Below are 21,423 nucleotides of genomic sequence, written 5' to 3'. Positions count from 1 at the left end.
CAATTATTGCTAGCAAGTAGGATGCCAGTCATCGCCGCCCGGGAAGCTGCGGGGCTGGCGCGAATCGAGCGCTTGTAAACGCGCCGATTTGAGGCGGATCGCACCATGTAGAGGCGCTTTCCATTCACCGGCTTTTTGGCAAAGGGTTATTTTCATGTCTCGGATGAACCAAGACGTACAGATTGTCAGCGATTTCCTTGAAGCATCCATGGCTCCGGATCCGGTCCGGGCCGCGACCTTCATGAGCGACGATGTGAAGATCACCTTCACGGGCGGGCGCGCAATGCCCGATCCTCAGGCGATCACCGCGTTCAACGGCTCGCGCTATGCCTGGGTCAAGAAACAGCTGGGCAGTTTCGACTGCATGGATCGTGGCGATCACACCGTGGTGTATTCCAACGGGACGCTGTTCGGCGAATGGCCGGACGGCAGCAGCTTTTCCGGTAATCGATACCTGGATCGTTTTGAAGTGCGCAACGGCAAGATCACGCGCATGGACGTCTGGAACGACAGCGCCGAATGGCTGCTGACCCCGGAGATCGCTAGAAGCTGAGAAGGGCAGGGGCGCTCCCGCGTCGCGGGAGCGCCTTGTCACGATCAGTTCAGACGGAACGCGATCACGCTGTCGCCCAGCGTGGTGCCGAGCGAGCCGTGGCCGCCCGCTGAAATGACCACATACTGCTTGCCATCACTGCCCATGTAGGTCGATGGCGTCGCTTGACCACCGGCAGGCAGCTCGGTTTGCCAGAGTATTTCGCCGGTGTTGATGTCGTAGGCGCGCAGGAAGTTGTCGGCGGTCGCGCCGTGGAACACCACGCCGCCTGCCGTCACCAGCGGACCACCATGGGCAACCATGCCCATCGGGAAGCCGATCGGGAAGCGGCCCGGCAGGAAGCTGGTCTTCAGATTCTTGCTGGTGCCGACCCGGCGCAGCCACTGGGTCTTGCCGGTATTGAGGTCAACGCCGACCATCCGGCCCCAGGGTGGCGCGATGCACGGCACACCCAGCGCGGAAGCGAACTGCTTGATGCGAATGGCGTAGTCACCCTGGAAGTTCTCGTTCCAGTAAGGCGTGCCTTCTTCGGAGAACAGACGCTTGTCCGCCGTTTCCGGGGTGCGCTTGATCAGGTTGTAGGTGTAGGCCAGGCGCACAGGCGCCGCGATGAGGATCTGGCGATCCGGATCGACCGCCACCGAACCCCAGTTGAACGCACCGATGTTGCCGGGGAATATCAGCGAACCGGTTTCGGTACTTGGCGTCCACGGGTTGCCGTCATAGCGCAGCTTGTTGTAACTGATACGGCAGGACATCTGGTCGAATGGCGTCAGACCCCACATGGACTTTTCGGTCAGCGCTTCGGGAATGAAGTTGATGTGCGACACCGGCTGGGTCGCGGCGAAACGCTCGCCCGGCACGCCGCCATCGGTCCTGACCTTGACCTGATCCACCGGCACGATCGGCTCACCGGTCAGGCGGTTGAGCACGAAGATATTGCCGACTTTGGTCGGCAGCACGACGGCCGGCTGCTTGTTGTCTTGCGGCCCTACATCCATGAGCGTCGGCTGCGAAGGGTTGTCGCGGTCCCACAGGTCGTTGCTGGAGGTCTGGAATTTCCACTTGAAGGCGCCGGTTTTCAGGTCCAGCGCAACCAGGGTGTCGCGGAATTTCTCGACGTTGCTGTCTGGATCGCGGTCAGTGCCCAGTTCATCCGGCGACGCGTTGCCAAACGGGACGTAGACCAGCCCGTTGTTCACGTCGGCGCTCAGGGTCGCCCAGGCAATCGGCGTGTCCTGAGGGTAGTTCTGGCCGGCCGCGATTGGCTGGGTGCTATCCGGGTTGGCCGGGTCGAAGTTCCACACCAGCGCGCCGGTCACGGCGTTATAGGCACGGATCACGCCCGACGGGTTGCCGGCCTTGAAGCCATTGTCCATCACCGAGCCACCGACGATGACCAGATCGCCCGCTACCAGCGGGGCGGCGGTCTGCATCAGAGCATGCGGACGCACCTCGCCCATGTTGGCCTTGAGGTCGATGATGCCGCCCTGACCGAAGTCGCCGCACAGCTTGCCGGTGTCCGCATCCAGTGCCACCAGACGCGCGTCGGCGGTGGCGGTGATGATGCGCTTGGCACACTGGCCGGAATTGGCGTTCGAAGCTGTCGCCGAGTAGTAACTCACGCCCCGGCAGGTCTGATGCTGTTGCAGGTACGAGCGATCCTTCTCCGGCGCGTATTTCCAGTCCAGCTTGCCGGTTTCGGGATTCAACGCGTGCACTTCGTTATGCGCCGTGCAGACGTAGACCCGATTGTTGACCTTCAAGGGTGTGGCTTCGAAGGTGTACTCGCCGGCATCCTTGGCAGGATCGCGCAGATCACCCGTGTGATACTCCCAGGCGACCGACAGCTTGTTGATGGTGCCGGGGTTGATCTGGTCCAGGCTTGAGAAGCGCTGACCGTTGCTGGTGCCGCCGTAAGCGACCCAGTCGTTGCCGGCCGCCTCGGTGCCGCGGGCGGCGGCCGGGTTGTCGATCTTGCGGTGAACCGGGACCGGATCGTAGAACATCACCGCCAGCACGATCAGCATCATCACCGCGACCGTACCGCCCAGCAACGGGTGAAAACGGCGGCCAGTGACTGCCGGGTCTGCCTGATAGAGCGGGCGGACCACCCAGGGCAACGCCAGCCAGAGGCCCAGCAAGGCGAACACATCGCCGCGAGGAATCCATTGCCACTTGTCGAAACCGACTTCGGAGACGATCCATAGCAAGATGCCCCACATCAGCAGCGCATACAGCGTCAGCGCGGACCTGTCCTTCCGGAACAGCAGCACCGCAGTCGCCAGCACGCCCAGCGCAATGATCGAATACGCGGGCGACCCCCCGGCAGCCACCAGCTGCGCTCCCATGTACAACAACGCAATAGCCAGTATCGCCATCACGATACTCGTCGCTCTCAGAATCATTTTTATTCCTGTTATTCGATCGATATAAGAACGCCCGGGCGGGCGCTGAATGAATCGCGCAGGATTATCGCGGGGCTTGCGGGCAAAATCATGTAGAAATGTTTCAATATTTTGGGGTTGGCACGATATTTAGCTTTTCAGTCCGCGCAGCTCGCGTTACTGCATGATGAACCTGGAGAAATCACAGGCCTGCCGAGTGACCGCCAGGACACTGTTCATGAACGGGTCATCTTCAAGGCTGCGGTGAATGGCCTTGTAATTGAGCGCCGGCAGGGCCGGAGTGACGTCCAGAACGTGCAGCAGGTTGCTGCTCAGCATTTGCGCAAGACATGCCCTGGGCAGGTAGGCGGTTGCCAGGCCGCTCGCGGCCAGACCGATCTGGGCCAGCAAATTGTTGCAAGTGATGGAGCGGGTAATGTCGACTCCCTGACTCTTGAACCATTGCCCATAGGCTCGGCCCATGCCCGATTGTCCACCCTGGACCACCAGCGTGCGGGTCGCCAGATCTTCGAGGGTCAGCCGGGCCTGATTGCCCACCAGGCTCGGGGCGCACATCCAGGCGTTCTCCACCGGCGCCAGCATCTGTGCCGGGAAGCGATTGTCCTGAAAGATGTCCGGCACGATGATCAGATCCAGAGAGTTGCTGGCCAGTCGCTCGAACAGGACGGGACTGACATCCACTTCCGGGATGATTTCCACCAGCGGATACGCGCTGCGAATGCCGCGTACCAGATCGGGAAGCCAGGTCAGCGCCGTGAGTTCGGTAACCCCGAGACGCAATTTCCGATACAGGTTTTCCGGGCTTTCCAGGCGTTGCAGGATCACGTCGCGCTGGTTGAGCAGGGAAGTCGCCAGCATCGCGATTTCTTCGCCCAGAGCGGTGAGCTTTGCCGTGCGTCTGGACCGGTCGAAAAGTGGCTGGCCGTAGCGAGTCTCCAGATCCTGAATCCGCTTGGATACTGCTGACTGCGTGGTATTCAGATGCGCCGCTGCCGCTTCGAAGCTTCCCAGACGTGAAACCCAGAACACGGCTTCGACCTGCTTGATAGTGATCACTGGCGAATCTCCCTGGCCTCGATGTATGCCTAAATGCGATGGAATGCAGGGATAAAATATCGTTATTTCTTGATCGTTGCATACCCTAACCTCCAGTCATCAAGCAGTCACTGACAGGTCACCACCCCATGAGCTACCCACTTTCATCCCGCCTGGCGCGTTTCAGTCCCTCGGCCAGCGTAGCGGCCAAGGCACGCGTCATGGAACTCGAAGCCAGCGGGAAGAAGATTCTGGATTTCACCGTGGGTGAGCCGGATTTCGTCACCCCGACCCACGTCATCGACGCGGCCTGTGCCGCCGGCAAGGCAGGCGAGACGCGCTATACGCCGACCACCGGCACCAAAGGCCTGAAGCTCGCGGTCCAGCGCAAGTTTCGCGAACAGAACGGCGTGGACTACGCCTTGAACGAGGTCGTGGTGGGATCGGGCGCCAAACAGCTGATCTATACCGCGTTCACTTGCACCGTGGATGAGGGCGACGAGGTGATCATCCCGGCGCCTTACTGGGTCTCCTATCCCGACATCGTCAAGCTGAACGGTGGCGTTCCGGTCGTGGTGCAGTGCCCGGATTCCCAAGGATTCAAGATCACCCCCGCGCAACTGGAAGCCGCGATCACGCCACGCACCAAGTGGCTGGTGCTCAACACCCCCAACAATCCGAGCGGTGCGATCTACAGCGAAGCCGAGCTGACCGCGATCACTGAAGTGCTGCTTCGCCATCCGCATGTATGGCTGATGACGGACGAGATCTACGAGCACTTCAACTACCTGCGGCAGCCGTTCGCTGCACCGGCGCTGATTGCACCCGCGCTCAAGGAACGCACCCTGGTCATCAATGGCGTATCCAAGGCCTATGCCATGACCGGCTGGCGCATCGGTTATGCCGGCGCCCCGGCCACACTGGCCAAGGCGATGGACAAGCTGATGTCGCAAAGCATCGGCGGCGCGGCATCGCTCAGTCAGGCTGCGGCCATCGAAGCGCTGGACGCCGGCAGTCATTTCGTGGCCGAGGCGGCCGCGGTGTTCGGCGAGCGCCGCGACCTGATCATGAAGCTGCTCAACGAGGTACCAGGGCTGTCCTGCCTGCCGATCGAAGGTGCGTTCTACGCCTATCCCAACTGTGGCGGTCTGCTGGGCAAGCGCACCCCCGAGGGCGGGATTCTGGAGACCGATCTGGACGTCAGGAATTACCTGCTCGAAGCGGCCAACGTTGCCGTACTGGACGGGGCTGCGTATGGTTTGTCTCCTTACCTGCGACTGTCTTTCGCCACCTCGACACAGACGATCATCGAAGGTTGCGGACGCATAAAAGAGGCGTGCCAGGCCCTGGTCTGAGCATCCCGAATCCCGAAACACTTCTTCAGGCTCGATTTGCTTGCTTCTGCCCTCACCACAAAAGAGAAGTGACTATGAAAAGGGCGATCCTCGCTTTGGCAGGTTTACTCGCGTCCACGGCCGTACTGGCCGATGGTCTGCAAGACATCAAAGAGCGCGGCACTTTGCGTTGCGCAACGCTTACCGACAGTGTGCCCCTGGGCTTCCAGGACCCCAAGACCCGGGAAATCATCGGCCTCGATGTGGACCTGTGCAAAGCACTCGCCACGCATCTGGGAGTCAAGCCTGAACTTCAGGGCATCGCCGTCAGCGCGCGTATCCCGACCCTGATTTCCGGACGCGCTGACGTCGTGGCCGCGGCGCTGGGTTATTCGAAGGACCGGGCGCAACAGATCAATTTTTCCGCGGCCTATTACCAGGTGCCGATCAAGATCCTCGTCAAGCGCAGCAGCGGCATCAACAGCTTTGCCGATCTCAAGGACAAGCGCATCAGCGCCATCAAGAGCTCGACCCCGGAGCTGTATGCGCGCCAGCAGTTGACCGAGTCCAAGGTCGTCGGCTTCGAAGACGCGCCGTCCGCGTTCCTGGCCCTGCAACAGGGCAAGGTCCAGGGCATGGCGATGACCGAACCCGCGGCGATCCGCTTTCATGTCCGCAGCGAAGACATGCAGTTCCTGAGTCAGGCCCTGCATTTCGAGCCCAATTGCATCGGTATCAAGAAAGGCGAGGACGTGCTGACCGCCGCCATCGACAAAGCGCTGGTCGACATGGAAGCCAGCGGCGAGCTGCAGGCGATGTGGGATCACTGGTACGGCGAGGGCACGGAATACCGCCTGGCTCGCGAGAAGAAGCTGACCCAGATCTCCGACTTTCAGTGACTGATGGCAGGCCGCGTCGAGCGGCCTGATCGAGGTGCCCGTGTCTCTGTTCAATGGTTTCTCGTCGCTGTTTCAAGGCGACTACCTGCAGCTGTTTCTCAATGGCGCCGGTCTGTCGCTTCAGCTCTGGGTGATATCCGGGGTGCTGGCTTTCCTGTTGGCGTGCGTGTTGATGGGCATTCGCTTGATACCGGCGCGGCTGTGCGACCTGCTGGTGATCGCCTTCGTGGAATATCACCGCAACGTGCCGACGCTGGTGCAGTTGTTCGTCTGGTATTTCGGCGTGCCGCAACTGCTGCCCGCTGCGGTTCAGGAGTCGATCAACGCAAGCGGTGGCGAGGTCATCTTCGCAATCATCGCCCTGACCCTGAACTCGGCTGCCTATGTCGCCGAAGACCTGCGCAGCGGCTTCCGTTCGCTGCCCGATGGCCAGACCGAGGCGGCCAAGGCGCTGGGGTTCAGCTATCTGCAAACCTTGCGCAAGGTGCTGATACCCCAGGCCATTCGCGCCTCCGCGCCTTCACTGGTCAACCAGGCGCTGGGCCTATTCAAATCCACCGCGCTGGCGATGGCCATCGGCACGGCCGAGATGATGTACATCACCCGCCAGATCGAGGGTGAAACCTATATGACCTTCCAGACCTTCGCGGTGGCCAGCCTTTTCTACCTGATCGGATCCTGGACCATCATGTCGCTGGGGGCTCTCTGGCAGCGGCGCATCGAACTACGGATGGCGAGGTAATCATGCTGGAGATCATCAACGACTACGGCATCATGATGCTGGTGGGTCAATACCCCAACGGGCCGCTGGGCGGCCTGGCGCTGACGGTCATTCTGGCGCTGCTCAGTCTGGTCGTGTCCTTTCCGCTGGCGGTCCTGATCGGCCTGGCCCGCACATCCACGCTGGTGCCCGTGCGCTGCTTTGCGGTCGGTTATACCTATGTGGTACGCGCGGTTCCTCTGGTGCTGCTGATCTTCTGGGCGTATTTCGTGATCCCGCTGATCACCGGATACAACATCTCGGGCACCGTCACCATGGTGGTCGCGCTGGTCATCTATGAAGGTGCCTATCTGGGCGAAGTCGTGCGCGCCGGCATCAACGCCGTACCCCGCGGTCAGGTGGAAGCTGCGCGCGCCATCGGCATGTCCTACGGGCAGTGCATGCGCAAAGTGGTCCTGCCGCAGGCGCTGGTCAACATGCTTCCGAGCATTCTCAACCAGTTCATCATGATCACCAAGAACACCTCGCTGGCCTATCTGATCGGCACCCAGGAGGTCACCTTCGCGGCCTATCAAGTCAACAACCAGCTGCTGACCAAGCCTTTTCAGGTCTATCTGCTGCTGGCCGCCTTCTACTTCGTGCTGTGCTTCTCGCTGAGCCGTCTCGCCAAATGGCTGGAAGCGGCGATCGAGCGCAAACGCTCCGGAGCTTCGTCGCGAGATGCGGCGAGCGTGTCCGGCAACCAGATTCTGGCAGGGCAGACCAAATGATCGAATTCAAGAACGTCAACAAGTGGTACGGCCAGTACCGGGCGCTGCACGACATCAACGAGACGGTGGCCCAGGGCGAAGTAGTAGTCGTGTGCGGACCCTCTGGCTCGGGCAAGTCGACGCTGATCCGCACGGTCAACCGCCTCGAAGAAATCCAGGATGGCAGCATTCTGGTGTCCGGCGAGGATGTGCACGCTGCGCGCAAGGAACTCAATGCGCTGCGCAGCCGCATCGGTTTCGTGTTCCAGCAGTTCAACCTGTTCCCGCACATGAGCGTGCTGGAAAACGTCATGGTCGGCCCCATCACGGTGTTGAACGCCGACAAACAGCAATCGGCCGAAAAGGCCCGCGCACTGCTCGCCAAAGTCGGGCTGGCGCACAAGGCCGACGCCATGCCGGCGCAGCTTTCCGGCGGCCAGCAGCAGCGTGTCGCAATCGCTCGCGCGCTGGCCATGGAACCGCCGGTGATGCTGTTCGACGAGCCCACCAGCGCGCTGGACCCGGAAATGGTCGGCGAGGTGCTCCAGGTGATGAAAGAACTTGCCGCCGAAGGCATGACGATGATTTGCGTGACCCACGAAATGGGCTTCGCCCGTGACGTGGCCGATCGCATCTGGTTCATGGACGCCGGTCAGGTGCTGGAGCGCGCCGTGCCGGAGACGTTCTTCACAGCGCCGGAACACCCGCGCGCGGCGAAATTCATCTCCGATATCAGGGCGCATTGATGAGCCGGCCCTCCAGCGGAATATCCAGCGCCTCGCCGCATCTGCCCGTTCGCCCGGACTGGCTGGCCCAAGTGGTCGAGGCGCCGATCGATCCGGACCTGCCGATCATCGATGCGCACCATCATCTGTGGGACCGACCCGGCAATCGCTACCTGTTCGACGAGTATCGCCAGGACATCGACCACGCCGGCCACGCGGTGCTCGCATCGGTTTATGTGCAGTGCCGGTCGATGTTCGATGCTGACCGCGACGGCGCCTGGGCCAGTGTCGGCGAGGTCGAGTTCGCCAACGGCGTCGCCGCCATGAGCGCCAGCGGTCTGTACGGCAAGGCGCGGCTGTGCGCGGCCATCGTATGCGGCGCGGACTTGCGGCAGGGAGATTTCATCACGCCAGTGCTCGAGCAGATGCGCGAGCGGGCCGGGGCACGCCTGAGGGGAGTACGCAACACCACCGCCTGGCACGCCGATCCCCGGGTAGTGACCAATCCCAATCCGCCGCCGGCCGGGGTTCTGCGGGAGAAGGGCTTTCGGACAGCGGTAGGGCGCTTGCGTGAGTTCGAACTCGCCCTGGATATCTGGGGGTATCACACCCAGCTCGACGACATGCTCGATCTGGCCCGAAGTTTTCCCGATCAGCTTATCGTCATCGATCACGTCGCAGGCCCGCTGGGAACAGGGCCATACGAGGGCAGGCGCGGCGAGGTACTTGAGCACTGGAAACGCGGCATCGCGCTTCTGGCTCAATGCCCCAATGTCAGGATCAAGCTGGGCGGGCTGGGCATGTCGGTCAGCGGCTTCGCACTGCATACGCAGCCGCTGCCGCCGGATTCGGCCCGACTTGCGCAGCTGTGGCGGCCTTATCTGATGCACTGCATCGAGCAGTTCGGCGTGGAGCGATGCATGTTCGAGAGCAATTTCCCGGTTGACAAGGGCATGTACGGCTATTGCGTGATGTGGAACGCGTTCAAGCGCGTCACGGCCGATTTCAGTCCTGACGAGCGCGACTGGCTGTTCAACGGAACCGCAGCCCAGACCTACGGCATCACCCTGTCCGGCTGACCGGGCGTACCTCCTGCCGGACTCTGGCAGGACTTCACAGTGCATTTTCTATCGTTAAATGATTCGGACGAGGACTCACCATGTCTGCAGGTTTCAGAGTGTTGCAACGTACCCGGCAGGTGACTGCTGCCCAGGTGGAAAACTTTCGTGCCTTGCCGGTCGCGAACGTCAGCGATTCGATGGAGCGCATGTTTGCCGGCGGGGCGCGCTTGCGGCCCTTGCATCGTGACGGCGTTCTGGCCGGCCCCGCGCTGACAGTCAAGTGCCGTCCAGGCGACAACCTGATGATCCACCACGCGCTGGACATCGCCCAGCCGGGCGATGTGATCGTGGTCGACGCCGGCGGCGATCTGACCAACGCGATGATCGGCGAACTGATGACCACCTATGCGCAGCACAAAGGGCTCGCGGGTTTCGTCATCTATGGGGCGGTCCGGGATTCACGGGCGATTGCCGACAACGATCTGCCGGTATTTGCCTGTGGCGTCACCCATCGCGGCCCCTACAAAGACGGGCCGGGCGAAATCAATGTCGGCATCGCTATCGAAGGCATGGTCATCGAGCCGGGCGACCTGATCCTGGGTGACGACGACGGCGTGGTCTGCGTACCTCATGCCGATCTGGATGAGGTCTACGCCAAGGCCAAAGCCAAGTCGGACGCCGAGCATGCCCAGTTGCAGGCAATTGCCGAGGGGCGTAGCGACCGTGGCTGGGTTCTGGCCGCGCTGACTGCCAGACGCTGCGAGTTGCCGTCGAACTGAGCAGGGCCAGAGCCTGTCGTCGGTGGGCGTGCTGCAGGATCGAGCGGGAGGGCAACCTCCCGTCTTTCGGCGGATAGAGAAAACCCGCCCCAAACATGGTTATCTGTTGCTCTTGTCTCCTTGAAGTTGAGCAACACGATCATGCTGTATCGCCACCTGATAAAAAGGCTCGATCTGATTTCCCTGCAATTGTTCGTGGCCGTGCACGAAGAAGGGACACTGACCCGCGCAGCCGACCGGGAAATGATCGCATTGTCGGCCGCCAGCAAACGCCTTCAGGACATGGAGCAGATGCTCGGCATCGATGTCTTCGAACGCCAGGCCAAAGGCATGAAGCTGACCGCGGCGGGCGAAACCCTGCTGTTCTACGCGAAAAAGATCCTGATGGACGTCGAGAAAATCAGCATCGATGTCGGCGAGCATCTGGAAGGCATTCGCGGCCATGTGCGCATGATGGCCAACATTTCGGCCATCATCGAATTCCTGCCGGAAGACCTGCAACAGTTCATCGCCCACCATGCGCAGGTCAAGATCAACCTTGAAGAGCGCCCCAGCACCGGGGTAGTGAGAGGCCTGTCCGAAGGGGCCGCGGATCTGGGTATCTGTTCGGGGGAAACGGACATTGGTGAGCTCTTCGCCGTGCCTTACCGCCAGGACGAACTGGTGGTGGTCATGCGCCAGGATCATCCTCTCGCCAGCCGGCAGCGGCTGCTGTTCTCCGACACGCTCACGTTCGACCATGTGGGCCTGCACTCGGACAGCTTCATTAACCTGCGCACTCAAGCTGCCGCCAGGAGCAGCGCCAAGCCGCTCAAGCAACGTATCCAGGTGCCCGGCTTCGACGGTGTATGCCGCATGGTGCAGGCCGATCTCGGGATTGGGGTCCTGCCGCTGAAAGCCTTCGAGCTGATTGGCAAACCGCTGGGCCTGTGCGCCGCCGCAATTGAAGACAGCTGGGCGCAACGCACGCTGTCCCTGGTCGTGCGCGACACCGAAACGCTGTCTCCGGTGAGCCGGCTGCTCTATGAGCATTTGCGGCAAGGTCCAGATTGAGCCTTCTCGATTCACGAAGGCCTGTTGAAAATTCACGATTAGCCCTGATGTGGATGCGGCTCTAGGATTGGCTCAAAATCCAAGAAAAAAGAGGCCATACCTCCATGACAGCTCTCACCGGACTGCGGGTCATCGAGATCGGGACCCTGATCGCCGCGCCGTTCGCCGCACGCCTGCTGGGCGAATTCGGCGCCGAAGTCATCAAGATCGAGTCCCTGGGCAAGGGCGACCCGCTGCGCAAATGGCGCAAGATGCACGAGGGCACCTCCCTCTGGTGGTACTTGCAGTCGCGCAACAAGAAATCCCTCGCGCTCAATCTCAAGTCTGCCGAAGGCGTGGACATCATCAAGCAGCTGGTCGCAAGTGCCGACGTACTCATCGAAAACCTGCGGCCCGGCGCGCTGGAAAAACTCGGTCTGGGCTGGGAAGTGCTGCATGCTCTGAACCCCGGCCTGACCCTGGTGCGCATTTCTGGTTATGGCCAGACCGGCCCCTATCGTGACCGCCCCGGCTTCGGCGCCATCGGCGAAGCGATGGGCGGAATCCGTTACACCACCGGCACGCCCGGCAGTCCACCGGCCCGGGTGGGTGTGAGCCTCGGCGACTCCCTCGCCTCGATGCATGCGGTAATCGGTGCCCTGATGTCTGTGCTGCGTGTAAAAACCGGCCAGGGCGAGGGGCAGGTGGTCGATGTGTCGCTGGTCGAAAGCGTGTTCAACGTGATGGAAAGCCTGGTGCCCGAGTACGCCATGATGGGTCATGTGCGGGAGCGTACCGGCGGCGCGCTGCCCGGCATTGCCCCGTCGAACACTTACCCCACTCAGGACGGCGCCTACGTGGTGATCGCCGGTAACAGCGATCCGATCTTCGTCCGCCTGATGCACGCGATCGGCCGGCCCGATCTGGCCGAGCGCGAGGACTTGCGCCAGAACGACGGACGCGCCCCGCAGAGCCAGATGCTCGACGACGCGATCAGCGCCTGGACCGGCAGCCATTCGATCGAGCAGGTGCTGAGCGTGCTGGAAAAGGCTGAGGTGCCCGCTGGCCGCATCTACTCGGTGGCCGACATCGTCGCCGATCCTCACTATCAGGCCCGTGACATGATCCTCGACGCGACGTTGCCCGGCGGAGCCGAAGTGAAGATGCCGGGTATCGTGCCCAAGCTGTCGGAGACCCCCGGCCAGGTGAACTGGCAAGGCCCGCAACTCGGTCAGCACACCGACTCGGTTCTGGCCGATCTGGGCCTCAGCGACGACGACATCCGGCAACTGAAGAAGGGAGGGGTCGTGCAATGATCACTGACTACACCGACCGTCTCATCGTTCAGGAAGTCTCGCCGCGTGACGGCCTGCAGATCGAGCCTCGATGGGTCCCGACCGCCGACAAGATCGCGCTCATCGACCAACTCTCACGGGCCGGCTTCTCGCGTATCGAGGCCGGGTCCTTCGTATCCCCCAAGGCCATTCCGGCGCTGCGCGATGGCGAAGAGGTGTTTCAAGGACTGACCCGCCAGCCTGGGGTCGTCTACGTGGCTCTGATTCCGAATCTCAAAGGCGCGCAGCGTGCAATCGGCGTCGGTGCCGACGAAGTCAATCTGGTGATGTCCGCCAGCCAGACTCACAACCGCGCCAACATGAGGATGAGCTGCGAGCAGTCGCTGAGTGGCTTCGCGGACATTGCTGCCGCGGTGCGAGACAAGGGCCTGGGCATGAACGGTTCGGTCGCGACCACTTTTGGCTGCCCGTTCGAAGGCGGCATCGCCGAAGATCGCGTCTGCGAAATCGTCGACCACTATCTTGAGCTGGGAATGACCGGCATCACACTGGCCGACACCACCGGCATGGCCAACCCCCGCCAGGTCGAGCGAATCGTCAGGCGTGTGCTGCAGCGGGTTCCGGCGGCGGGCCTGACGCTTCACTTCCACAACACCCGAGGCCTTGGACTGTGCAACGTGCTGGCCGCCTACGAGGCCGGCGCCAGACGTTTCGATGCCTCGCTCGGCGGTCTTGGGGGATGCCCGTTCGCCCCAGGCGCCTCGGGCAATATCTGCACCGAAGACCTGGTCAACCTGTGTGACGAGATGGGCATCGAGACGGGTATAGACCTGCCGCTGTTGCTGCAACTCTCGCGAACACTTCCGGACCTGCTTGGGCACGAGATGCCAGGGCAGGTCGCCAAGGCCGGTCGCAACCGCGACCTGCATCCCGTCCCGGTGTTCGACGCCTGAACCGAAACCCGCCGCTTTCGACCACTGGGTTACATCCAGAGCACAACAATAATCGAGTCCCATCAAGGGCTCATCTGGAGATTGACATGAGTCTGACCGCAACTTCCCCCGCCGTTCCCGTCGACGACGTGAGCGCCGAAAAAGCCATCGTGCGCAAGGTTGCCTGGCGCCTGATGCCGCTGATCATGGTGTGTTACCTGTTCGCCTTTTTCGACCGCATCAACATCAGCTTCGCCAAGTTCCAGCTGCAAGCCGACCTTTCCTTGAGCGACACGGCCTATGGCCTTGGGGCAGGCCTGTTCGTGGTGGGTTACGTGCTGTTCGAAGTGCCGAGCAACATGATGCTCTACAAGGTCGGCGCGCGGCGCTGGATCGCCCGCATCATGATGTCGTGGGGCATTGCGACGGCGTTGATGATGTTCGTGACCACCGAATGGCAATTCTACGTGCTGCGATTCGTGATCGGCGCCATGGAAGCAGGGTTTGCCCCCGGCGTTCTGTACTACCTGACGCTCTGGTTCCCGCAGAGCTACCGCGGCCGGATCACCTCCACGCTGTTCCTGGCGTCCGCTTTCGCCGGTTTGATCGGCGCCCCGGTGTCCGGGCTGGTGCTGGGCCACATGGACGGACTGCTCGACCTGCGCGGCTGGCACTGGTTGTTCCTGGTGGGAGGCATTCCTTGCCTGCTGCTTGGTGTAATGGTTCTGAAGATGCTTCACGACCGGGTCGAAGACGCCCCCTGGCTCAGCGCCGACGAGAAAACCTACCTCTCCAGCCGCATTGCCAGCCATGAAGCCAACAAGCACGGGTCGCTGCTTTCAGCCATCAAACTGCCGGGCTTTCTGCTGTTGGGGCTGATCTACTTCCTGATCCAGGTGGCGTCCTATGGCCTGAATTTCTGGGCGCCGCAGCTGATTCGTAGCTCCGGCATCGACGATCCGATGAAGATCGGCTTCATGACCGCGATCCCCTATATCTGCGGCGCCATCAGTATGGCGGTGGTAGGGCGGCTGTCGGATGCGACCGGTGAACGCCGCAAGTTCGTGTGCGGGCTGGTGGTCGCCGGCGCCCTGGGGTTCTTCAGCGCGGCGGTGTTCGCTCACCACGTCGTGCTGCTGATGGCTTCTCTAGCGCTACTCGGTGCCGGCATTGTCGCTTCCATCCCGGCGTTCTGGGCACTGCCGCCCAAACTGCTGGCCGGCGCGGGTGCCGGAGCGGCGGGCGGTATCGCGCTAATCAATACCCTGGGCCAGTTCGGCGGGATCGTGAGCCCGGTCATGGTCGGCTACATCCGCGACATGACCGGCAGCACCACCCCTGCGCTCTACGTCATCGGCGTGACGAGTCTGGTGGCGGCTTCACTGTTGTTCTGGGCGTTGCCGGAGCGCTTGCGCAGCCGAGACAAGCCAGGCGTGTAAACACCGGTTTCAATGACGCTGCACCGCGACGCACTTGATCTCGACCAGCAAGCCTGGGTGCGCCAGTTCACTGACACCCAGGCAGGTCCAGGCACAGTGGCTTCTTGGAAAGACCTGATCCTTCACGCGCCTGAACACCGGCATGTGGCGGTGCAAGTCGACGTGATAAGTCGTCAGATCGACCACGTCTTCGAAGCCGCAGCCACCGGCGGCAAGGACCAGCCGCAGGTTCTCCCAGGCCGCCAGGAACTGCTGCTCCGGGTCTTCGATCACGGCCAGTTGCGGCGTACGACCGACCTGACCCGCGCAGTACAGCGTTTTCCCCACCTTGACCGCAGGCACGTAACCGGCACGTTCGGATATCAACTGCATTTCATCCGGGATGATGAGCTGACGGTCATTCATGGTTCTGGAACTCGGAAGATAAATGGCTATGCCAGTGTACATCCGAGAGGGAGCCACACACGACCTGGGTCAGGCAACCCGGGATGGCCAAGGTCATGGCATCACCGGCGGCAGATACTCCAGAGTCCGTGAGAACGCCCAAAGCATCACCAGCACCAGCGGGGTATGCACCAGCAGTTGGGTGAAGGTGAAGCCGACGACATCCCTGGCCTTCACCCCCAGCACGCCGAGCAGCGGCAGCATCCAGAACGGGTTGATGAGGTTGGGCAGTGCTTCGGCAGCGTTGTAGACCTGTACTGCCCAGCCCAGGTTGACCTGCAGTTCGTTGGCGGCCTGCATCACATAAGGCGCTTCGATGATCCATTTGCCGCCGCCGGACGGGATGAGGAAACCCAACACCGCCGAGTACACGCCCATCACCACGGCGAAGCTTTCGCTGTCGGCGATGGCCACGAACACCGAGGCGATGTGGTGGGACAGGGTGGCCCCGTCGATGCCCTGCGCCTTGGTCATCATGAAGGCGATGGCGCCATAGAGCGGGAACTGGATGAGCACGCCTGCCACCGAAGGCACGGATTTGGCGATGGCATTCAGAAAACGCTTGGGTCGCCAGTTGAGCAGCATGCCCAACATCAGGAACAGGAAGTTGTAAGTGTTGAGCGAGGAAATCGCGAAGATCGGGTCCTTGGTGGAGAATTCCTTGACCAGCCAAATGGCGCCCAGTGCGACCAGCAACAACGTCAGCACAGGGCTGTATTCCAGCCATTCTCCAGGGCGACGTGGCGGGGAGATCGTGTTGTCGTCGGTGCTCAGGTCCACCCCCATGTCCTGCGCGGTTCGCGCACGGCTTTCACCGGGCGTCGAGAACCAGGCGACCAGCAGCGACACGACGATCAGCACCGCAGCCATCGCCATCGACTGCCAGAGGAAGATGGTCTGCGAAAACGGAATGACGCCGGTGATATCCAGAATCGACTTGGGCAGGCTGGCGGGGTTGGCCTGCAACTGCGCGGCCGCCGAGCTAAGACCCAGTGCCCAGGTCGCGCCCATCCCCAGATAGGCGGCGGCGCCGGCGGCGCGATAGTCCATCTTCAGGCCGGTTCGCCGGCCGAGCGCTCGTACCAGCAGGCCGCTGAACACCAGGCTGATCGCCCAGTTGAACAATGACAACACCATGCTGATCAGCGCCACGAAGGTGACCGCGCCGCGCGCGCTTTTCGGCAGCCCGGCCAGCTTTTCGATGAGCGCGGAAGCGGGTGGCGACACGGCGACCACATACCCCGAGATCGCCACCAGCGCCATCTGCATGGTGAACGGGATCAGGCTCCAGTAGCCGTCTCCAAAGGCGCCGGCAACCGACTGAACGGGCGCGCCGCTTGCCAGGGCGCCGATGGCGACCAGTACGACGGCCAGCGCGGCGAAGATATAGGAGTCGGGGAACCAGCGCTCCGACCAGTTGGAAACGCCGATGGCGATTTTTTCGAAGAACCCCAGGTTTTCTTTGTTGTGACCCAGGTCTAGCACGGACTCTTTCATGGTTGTCTTCCTGAACATTCGGGCGGAAGGCAGAAACTCAATAAGTGCGCGGGTTTCTAGTTATTGTGTGACGTGGACATAAACCAGTTGCGCGGCGGCCAGGTCCTCCAGCGCTGTTCCGACTGCCTTGAATACGGTGATCTGTCGATCATCGGCCCGGCCGGCGTGATGCTTGCGGCACAGGCTTGCCAGGTCGGCGCGGATCGCCGAGCGCGCAAGCACACCGTTCTGCATCGGGCTGAGCAAATCTCCGGCTTTCATCGCGGCTTCGTCGGTGTCGACGAATACGTCCGTGTCGCCGAAACAGTCATCGTCGCTTTCACGCATCTGCGGGGTGAAGCCTCCGATCAGATCCAGGTGCATGCCTGGCTTGAGCCAGGCCCTGCGAATGAGCGGTTCGGTCGACAGCGTGGCGCAAGTCACGATGTCTGCCTGCGCGCATGCGCTTTGCAGGTCCTCGGCGACGCTGACATCGAAGCCGTCCAGTCGAAGCTGATCGACCAGCCGTGCTGCCTGAGCCAGGTTGATGTCCCACACCCATACACGCTGGATCGGACGAACCGAGCGGTACGCATAGGCGAGCAGGCTCGCGACCCGGCCCGCGCCGACCACCAGCAGGGAGGCGGAGTCGGTGCGGCTCAGATAACTGGCGGCGAGCGCCGACGCAGCAGCGGTGCGGCGCGAGGTGATCTCGTTGCCGTCGATCAATGCCAGCGGCGCGCCGGTTCTAGCATCGTGAAGCATGTAGGTCGAATGCAGTCCCGGTACGCCGAGGGCCGCATTGTTCGGATAGATGGTGACCGTTTTGATGCCGAAGAAATCGCGATTCCAGGCGGGCATCAAGAGGACTGAACCTGGCGCCGCCGAGTCGGGGTTGATGGGATGATTGTGGCGAAGCGGCACTTCGACTTCATTCTGAAACGCCTGCTCCACTGCCGGAACCAGATGCTCGAACGGCAGCAGTTCCCGGGTTCGTTGCGCGTCGATGATCAGCATGTTTCACCTCTTGTTGGGTTTGATTTCAGGCGTCCAGGGTCACGGCGCCAGTCGGGATCGCCTGGCAAGCCAGGCAGACTGAACGGTCCTCGACCTGGTGCCCGTCGAGATGCACGATGCTTCCCTGCACGACTTTCACCGCGCAGCTTTCGCACTGCCCGACCCGGCAGCCGCTGGGCAGGCGCACCCCGAGTTTCTCGGCGAAACTCAGCAGCGGCCCGTCCTCCGATACCCATCTGGCGGTGATGCCGGACCGGCTAAAGTGCACGTCGAATTGTTGGCCGGGGGTGATGACCGGTGTAATCGGTGACTTGAACGTTTCCTGCTGGATGTCGAATCGCAGCACGCCGCGCTGCTCCAGGTCTGCGCGCAGGTCGGCCATCATTTGCGCGGAGCCGCACAGGTAGAAAAGCGCGCGCTGCTGAGTCAGCGACTGCGCAATCGCGGCGGCGCTGACCCGGCCAGCCATGTCGTAGTCCTTGCCCCGTTGATCGTCGTCGCCGGGCTGGCTGTAGAAATTGAGCAGGGTCACCGTGGGCAGGGACTCTACGAGCGCCTTGAGCCTTTCTTTGAATGCATGACCGGTGCCATTTCGATTCCCGTAGAGCAGCAGAATGCGGGGTGGGTCCTGACGTCCGGCCAGTGATTCCAGCAAGTTGAGAAAAGGGGTAATGCCGATGCCCGAAGCGATCAGGACCAGAGGCCGCCTGGATCTCACGGGCAGGATGAACACTCCGGATGGGGCACGCGCCAACAGTCGGTCGCCGACCTTGAGCCGTTCATGAACGAATCCTGAGCCTTTACCCGGTAGCGCAGGCGCCTGGTCGTCGCGGGTGAGCGCCCTGCGCACCGATATCTGATAACCACGACGGTTGCGCTGCTCGGCAGAACCGGTCAGTGAGTAGGAGCGTAACGTGGGCTCGTCGGGCGTATCGAGTTGTAGTGTGATGTGCTGGCCGGGTTGAAAGTCCGGCAGTGCCGCGCCGTCCGACGCCTCGAAAGCGACGGTGAGAACGTCGGCGGCTTCACGGGTGAGGGCAGTGACCGTAAAGGCCCGAAAGCCTTCCCATCGGCGCCTTGTTGCGCTGACATGGTCGCGGGTCACGGCGCAGCGATAGGCGCGAAGGGGAGACGAGCCGCTGATCGGGTCGACAGCGGCGTTCGCGATCAGACTGTTGAAGTTGCTGTTGCCGGCACCGCGCACCGCCCGTTCTTCCTGGCCTAGCGCTTCGCAACTCTGCCACCAGCCATACTCGCCCACTACCACCGAGGGGTGAAGGTCTTCGAGGATCGAGGCGCAGAAACGCGCCTGCCCCGCATCGGTGCTTACCACCACGACGTCGCCCGTCTGGATGTCTTCCCTGGCGGCCATCACTGGCGATATTTCGAGCGTCGGGTGCAAGGCCTTGCGGCGCAGCGAAGCCAGACTGCGATGCTGGCTGTGGCAGAAATAACCGTTCTTGGCCGAGGTGAGCATCAGGGGGAACCTGCTGCGCAGGGCGTCGTCCTCAGGACCCGGTGCGTTGCCGCGCGGCACAGGCGAGTAGCCGTGATCCAGCAGCCGCTGCGAGTACAACTCGACAAGGCCCGTGGGAGTGTTGAATCCCTGATGCCGAGGCTGCAGCGCGTACTTGCAGGGCTGGTCGGGAACGTCGACAGACACGCCCGCGGGATTGGCCCGCAGGGTTTCGACGTTCAGTCCCAGCGGAGCGAGCATGTGATTCCATCCCGCTTCCAGCGAACCGCCGAAAAACTGTTCACCCATACCCAGCCTGCACGCCAGATCGAACACGATATCGTTGTCCGAGCGAGCGTCGCCACGAGGCGTCACCATGCGCTGGCGCAACTGCACCCAGCGATCCGCCTCGGCGGAAATTTCGAAACCGATCCGCAAGCCTTCGCGCTCCCACGGCGTATTCACCGGCAGAAAGATGTCGGCATAACGCGCGCTCGGGGATTCGAACAGGTCGCAGTGCACATAAAAGTCGAGGTTCTGCAGCGCCTGTTCGCCCAGATGAACGTCGGGCTGGGACATCAGCAGGTTGGTCCCGAAGGCCATGAGGGTTCGTATGGCGTAGGGCTTTTCGTGAACGATGGCCTGATAGAGGTCCCGCGCGGTGACCCAGCCTTGCGACGGCGGCCCTAGCGGGCGCTGGTCCAGGCCCAGTGCCTTGGCGCGCTGCTCCGGGGCCAACAGATCGAAGGCCATGACCGGGTTGAAGGGCGGCTTGCGGTACTGACGATTCCCGCCATCGCGGTCGAAACTGCCGGTCAGCGCATACAGACACGCCATCGCGCGATCTGTCTGTGACGCATCCTGCTGTTGGCCCACTCCCGACCAGGCATGAAAGGCTACCCGCCTGGAAGATGCGATGAGGCTCGCGGCATGCTCCAGGCGTTCGACGCTGACATGGGTCATCGCTTCGACCCGTCGTGGCGTGTAGAGCGCGCACTCTCGGGCATAAAGCTCGAACGCGGGTGAGCACTCGATACGGGTGGACTGGTCGGCGAGCGTGATCGAGTAAGTGCCGCGCAGGCTCGACTGGGCAAGGGCCTGTTCATCCAGAGGACGGGAAGCGGTCGGTGCATCGAGAAGGGCGTCCCACACGACATAATCCTGATCGCCCTCGATGCCGATGTCCGCGCAGCTCAGGAAGCGACCGTTATCCGCGCGGATCAGCAGCGGCGCATTGCTCCACTGGCGCACGAACGCCTCGTCGAAGCCGTAGCGGCTGATCATGAGGTTCGCCAACCCCATCGCCAGCGCAAGATCGCTGCCAGGGCAAACCCGCAGCCAGGCGTCCGCCTCGGCGGCCAGGGGCGTTTTGCGAGGGTCGACGACAATCATCCTGGCGCCGGCCGCACGACCCGCGCCGATGGCTTCGGCCTGCGCCAGCCAGGTGCTGGTGGGATTATGGCCCCACAGAAGAATCAGGTCGGCCCGGCGGTAGTCAGCGGTCGGCATGCCGCAGCCGAAAGTGAACGCATGGGCGTGGTCCTTGTGCCAGTTGCAGATCTCGGTGGCGTAACAGGTGTTGGGGCTGCCGTACACACGAATGAAGCGCTCGATCCAGTCGATGCTGTCGCTCAACGGCGTACCGCTGGGCGTCGTGACGGCAAAGGCCACGGACTCCGCGCCATGCCGATCGCGGGCATTGCCGAGTCGTCGGGCGACTTCCTCCAGCGCTTGTTCCCAACTGATCACTTCCCAGCCCGGATCCGGGTGGCTCTTGGGATGGGTCCGGCGCATGGGGAACAACTGACGATCTGCGCTGTGAACCAGTTCAGGCGCCGCCTTGCCCTTGAGACACATCGCCTTGCCGGTAGGGTGTTCAGGGTCGGGCCGGACCTCGATGAGCCGATCGTTTTCAACGACGTTCAGGGTGCCGCACCGTGAACGGCACAGCGTGCAAAAGCCCGCCTTGCGCTGAATCTGTGGATCGCTCATCGGTGTTGAATCCTTGCCCGGTCACTGAATCCGATGGTATTACTCGGCCACGTAGTATTGATAATTCAATTAATCG

18 protein-coding genes are annotated in these 21,423 nt (G+C 62.2%); 12 read left to right on the top strand and 6 right to left on the bottom strand.

What is annotated here, in order from left to right; genetic code table 11:
• Positions 1 to 154: 154 nt before the first annotated feature.
• Entirely contained in the window at positions 155 to 553 is a 399-nt protein-coding gene (locus tag TRP66_RS01965; RefSeq protein ID WP_333399637.1) for a nuclear transport factor 2 family protein, read from the top strand.
• A 44-nt stretch (positions 554 to 597) separates the two neighbouring features.
• Here TRP66_RS01965 and TRP66_RS01960 read toward each other — a convergent pair whose 3' ends face one another.
• Both TRP66_RS01960 and TRP66_RS01955 read right to left on the bottom strand, forming a co-directional pair.
• Entirely contained in the window at positions 598 to 2,961 is a 2,364-nt protein-coding gene (locus TRP66_RS01960) for a membrane-bound PQQ-dependent dehydrogenase, glucose/quinate/shikimate family (protein WP_333399636.1), read from the bottom strand.
• 156 nt (positions 2,962 to 3,117) lie between these two features.
• Positions 3,118 to 4,017 carry a LysR family transcriptional regulator gene (locus tag TRP66_RS01955; protein WP_333399635.1) on the bottom strand — a complete coding sequence of 300 codons (900 nt, stop codon included), beginning with the start codon at positions 4,015 to 4,017 and terminating at the stop codon, positions 3,118 to 3,120.
• Between the two features lie 128 nt (positions 4,018 to 4,145).
• On the opposite strand from TRP66_RS01955, the gene TRP66_RS01950 reads away from it, so the two are divergent.
• The 11 genes from TRP66_RS01950 to TRP66_RS01900 all read left to right on the top strand — a co-directional run bounded on the left by TRP66_RS01950 (position 4,146) and on the right by TRP66_RS01900 (position 14,962).
• Positions 4,146 to 5,351 (top strand): aminotransferase class I/II-fold pyridoxal phosphate-dependent enzyme, encoded by a 1,206-nt coding sequence (locus tag TRP66_RS01950; protein ID WP_333399634.1) that lies wholly within the window; start codon positions 4,146 to 4,148, stop codon positions 5,349 to 5,351.
• A 74-nt stretch (positions 5,352 to 5,425) separates the two neighbouring features.
• Positions 5,426 to 6,229: a transporter substrate-binding domain-containing protein gene (locus TRP66_RS01945; RefSeq protein ID WP_333399633.1), complete on the top strand. Its 804-nt coding sequence runs from the start codon at positions 5,426 to 5,428 to the stop codon at positions 6,227 to 6,229.
• A 40-nt stretch (positions 6,230 to 6,269) separates the two neighbouring features.
• Positions 6,270 to 6,971, top strand: coding sequence for an amino acid ABC transporter permease (locus tag TRP66_RS01940; RefSeq protein ID WP_333399632.1), 702 nt, complete (start codon positions 6,270 to 6,272; stop codon positions 6,969 to 6,971).
• Positions 6,972 to 6,973: 2 nt separating this feature from the next.
• Positions 6,974 to 7,720: an amino acid ABC transporter permease gene (locus tag TRP66_RS01935; protein ID WP_333399631.1), complete on the top strand. Its 747-nt coding sequence runs from the start codon at positions 6,974 to 6,976 to the stop codon at positions 7,718 to 7,720.
• A complete protein-coding gene (locus tag TRP66_RS01930; protein ID WP_333399630.1) occupies positions 7,717 to 8,445 on the top strand; it encodes an amino acid ABC transporter ATP-binding protein in 729 nt (242 codons plus the stop codon). The genes TRP66_RS01935 and TRP66_RS01930 overlap by 4 nt, the downstream gene beginning before the upstream one ends.
• Positions 8,445 to 9,503, top strand: coding sequence for an amidohydrolase family protein (locus TRP66_RS01925; RefSeq protein ID WP_333399629.1), 1,059 nt, complete (start codon positions 8,445 to 8,447; stop codon positions 9,501 to 9,503). Before TRP66_RS01930 ends, TRP66_RS01925 begins: the two co-directional genes overlap by 1 nt.
• Before the next feature lie 80 nt (positions 9,504 to 9,583).
• Positions 9,584 to 10,264 carry an RraA family protein gene (locus TRP66_RS01920; RefSeq protein ID WP_333399628.1) on the top strand — a complete coding sequence of 227 codons (681 nt, stop codon included), beginning with the start codon at positions 9,584 to 9,586 and terminating at the stop codon, positions 10,262 to 10,264.
• Between the two features lie 141 nt (positions 10,265 to 10,405).
• Complete coding sequence (locus tag TRP66_RS01915; protein WP_333399627.1) at positions 10,406 to 11,317, top strand: LysR family transcriptional regulator; 912 nt, start codon at positions 10,406 to 10,408, stop codon at positions 11,315 to 11,317.
• Between the two features lie 104 nt (positions 11,318 to 11,421).
• Positions 11,422 to 12,612 (top strand): CaiB/BaiF CoA transferase family protein, encoded by a 1,191-nt coding sequence (locus tag TRP66_RS01910; RefSeq protein ID WP_333399626.1) that lies wholly within the window; start codon positions 11,422 to 11,424, stop codon positions 12,610 to 12,612.
• Entirely contained in the window at positions 12,609 to 13,544 is a 936-nt protein-coding gene (locus TRP66_RS01905) for a hydroxymethylglutaryl-CoA lyase (protein ID WP_333399625.1), read from the top strand. Before TRP66_RS01910 ends, TRP66_RS01905 begins: the two co-directional genes overlap by 4 nt.
• A gap of 86 nt (positions 13,545 to 13,630) precedes the next feature.
• Positions 13,631 to 14,962 carry an MFS transporter gene (locus tag TRP66_RS01900; RefSeq protein WP_333399624.1) on the top strand — a complete coding sequence of 444 codons (1,332 nt, stop codon included), beginning with the start codon at positions 13,631 to 13,633 and terminating at the stop codon, positions 14,960 to 14,962.
• Positions 14,963 to 14,971: 9 nt separating this feature from the next.
• On the opposite strand, the gene TRP66_RS01895 is transcribed toward TRP66_RS01900, so the two are convergent.
• The 4 genes from TRP66_RS01895 to TRP66_RS01880 all read right to left on the bottom strand — a co-directional run bounded on the left by TRP66_RS01895 (position 14,972) and on the right by TRP66_RS01880 (position 21,347).
• Positions 14,972 to 15,367 (bottom strand): RidA family protein, encoded by a 396-nt coding sequence (locus tag TRP66_RS01895; protein ID WP_333399623.1) that lies wholly within the window; start codon positions 15,365 to 15,367, stop codon positions 14,972 to 14,974.
• Between the two features lie 93 nt (positions 15,368 to 15,460).
• Positions 15,461 to 16,903: a short-chain fatty acid transporter gene (locus TRP66_RS01890; protein ID WP_333399622.1), complete on the bottom strand. Its 1,443-nt coding sequence runs from the start codon at positions 16,901 to 16,903 to the stop codon at positions 15,461 to 15,463.
• A gap of 60 nt (positions 16,904 to 16,963) precedes the next feature.
• Positions 16,964 to 17,899, bottom strand: coding sequence for an ornithine cyclodeaminase family protein (locus TRP66_RS01885; RefSeq protein ID WP_333399621.1), 936 nt, complete (start codon positions 17,897 to 17,899; stop codon positions 16,964 to 16,966).
• Between the two features lie 25 nt (positions 17,900 to 17,924).
• The gene (locus tag TRP66_RS01880; protein WP_333399620.1) at positions 17,925 to 21,347 is read right to left on the bottom strand and encodes a molybdopterin-dependent oxidoreductase; all 3,423 of its coding nucleotides are present in this window, start codon (positions 21,345 to 21,347) and stop codon (positions 17,925 to 17,927) included.
• Positions 21,348 to 21,423 lie beyond the last annotated feature (76 nt).

It is taken from the genome of Pseudomonas sp. JDS28PS106 (genome assembly GCF_036706555.1).
GTDB lineage: Bacteria > Pseudomonadota > Gammaproteobacteria > Pseudomonadales > Pseudomonadaceae > Aquipseudomonas.
The sequence above is the reverse complement of the archived record's forward strand: the minus strand, read 5'-3'. Positions and strand labels throughout refer to the sequence as shown.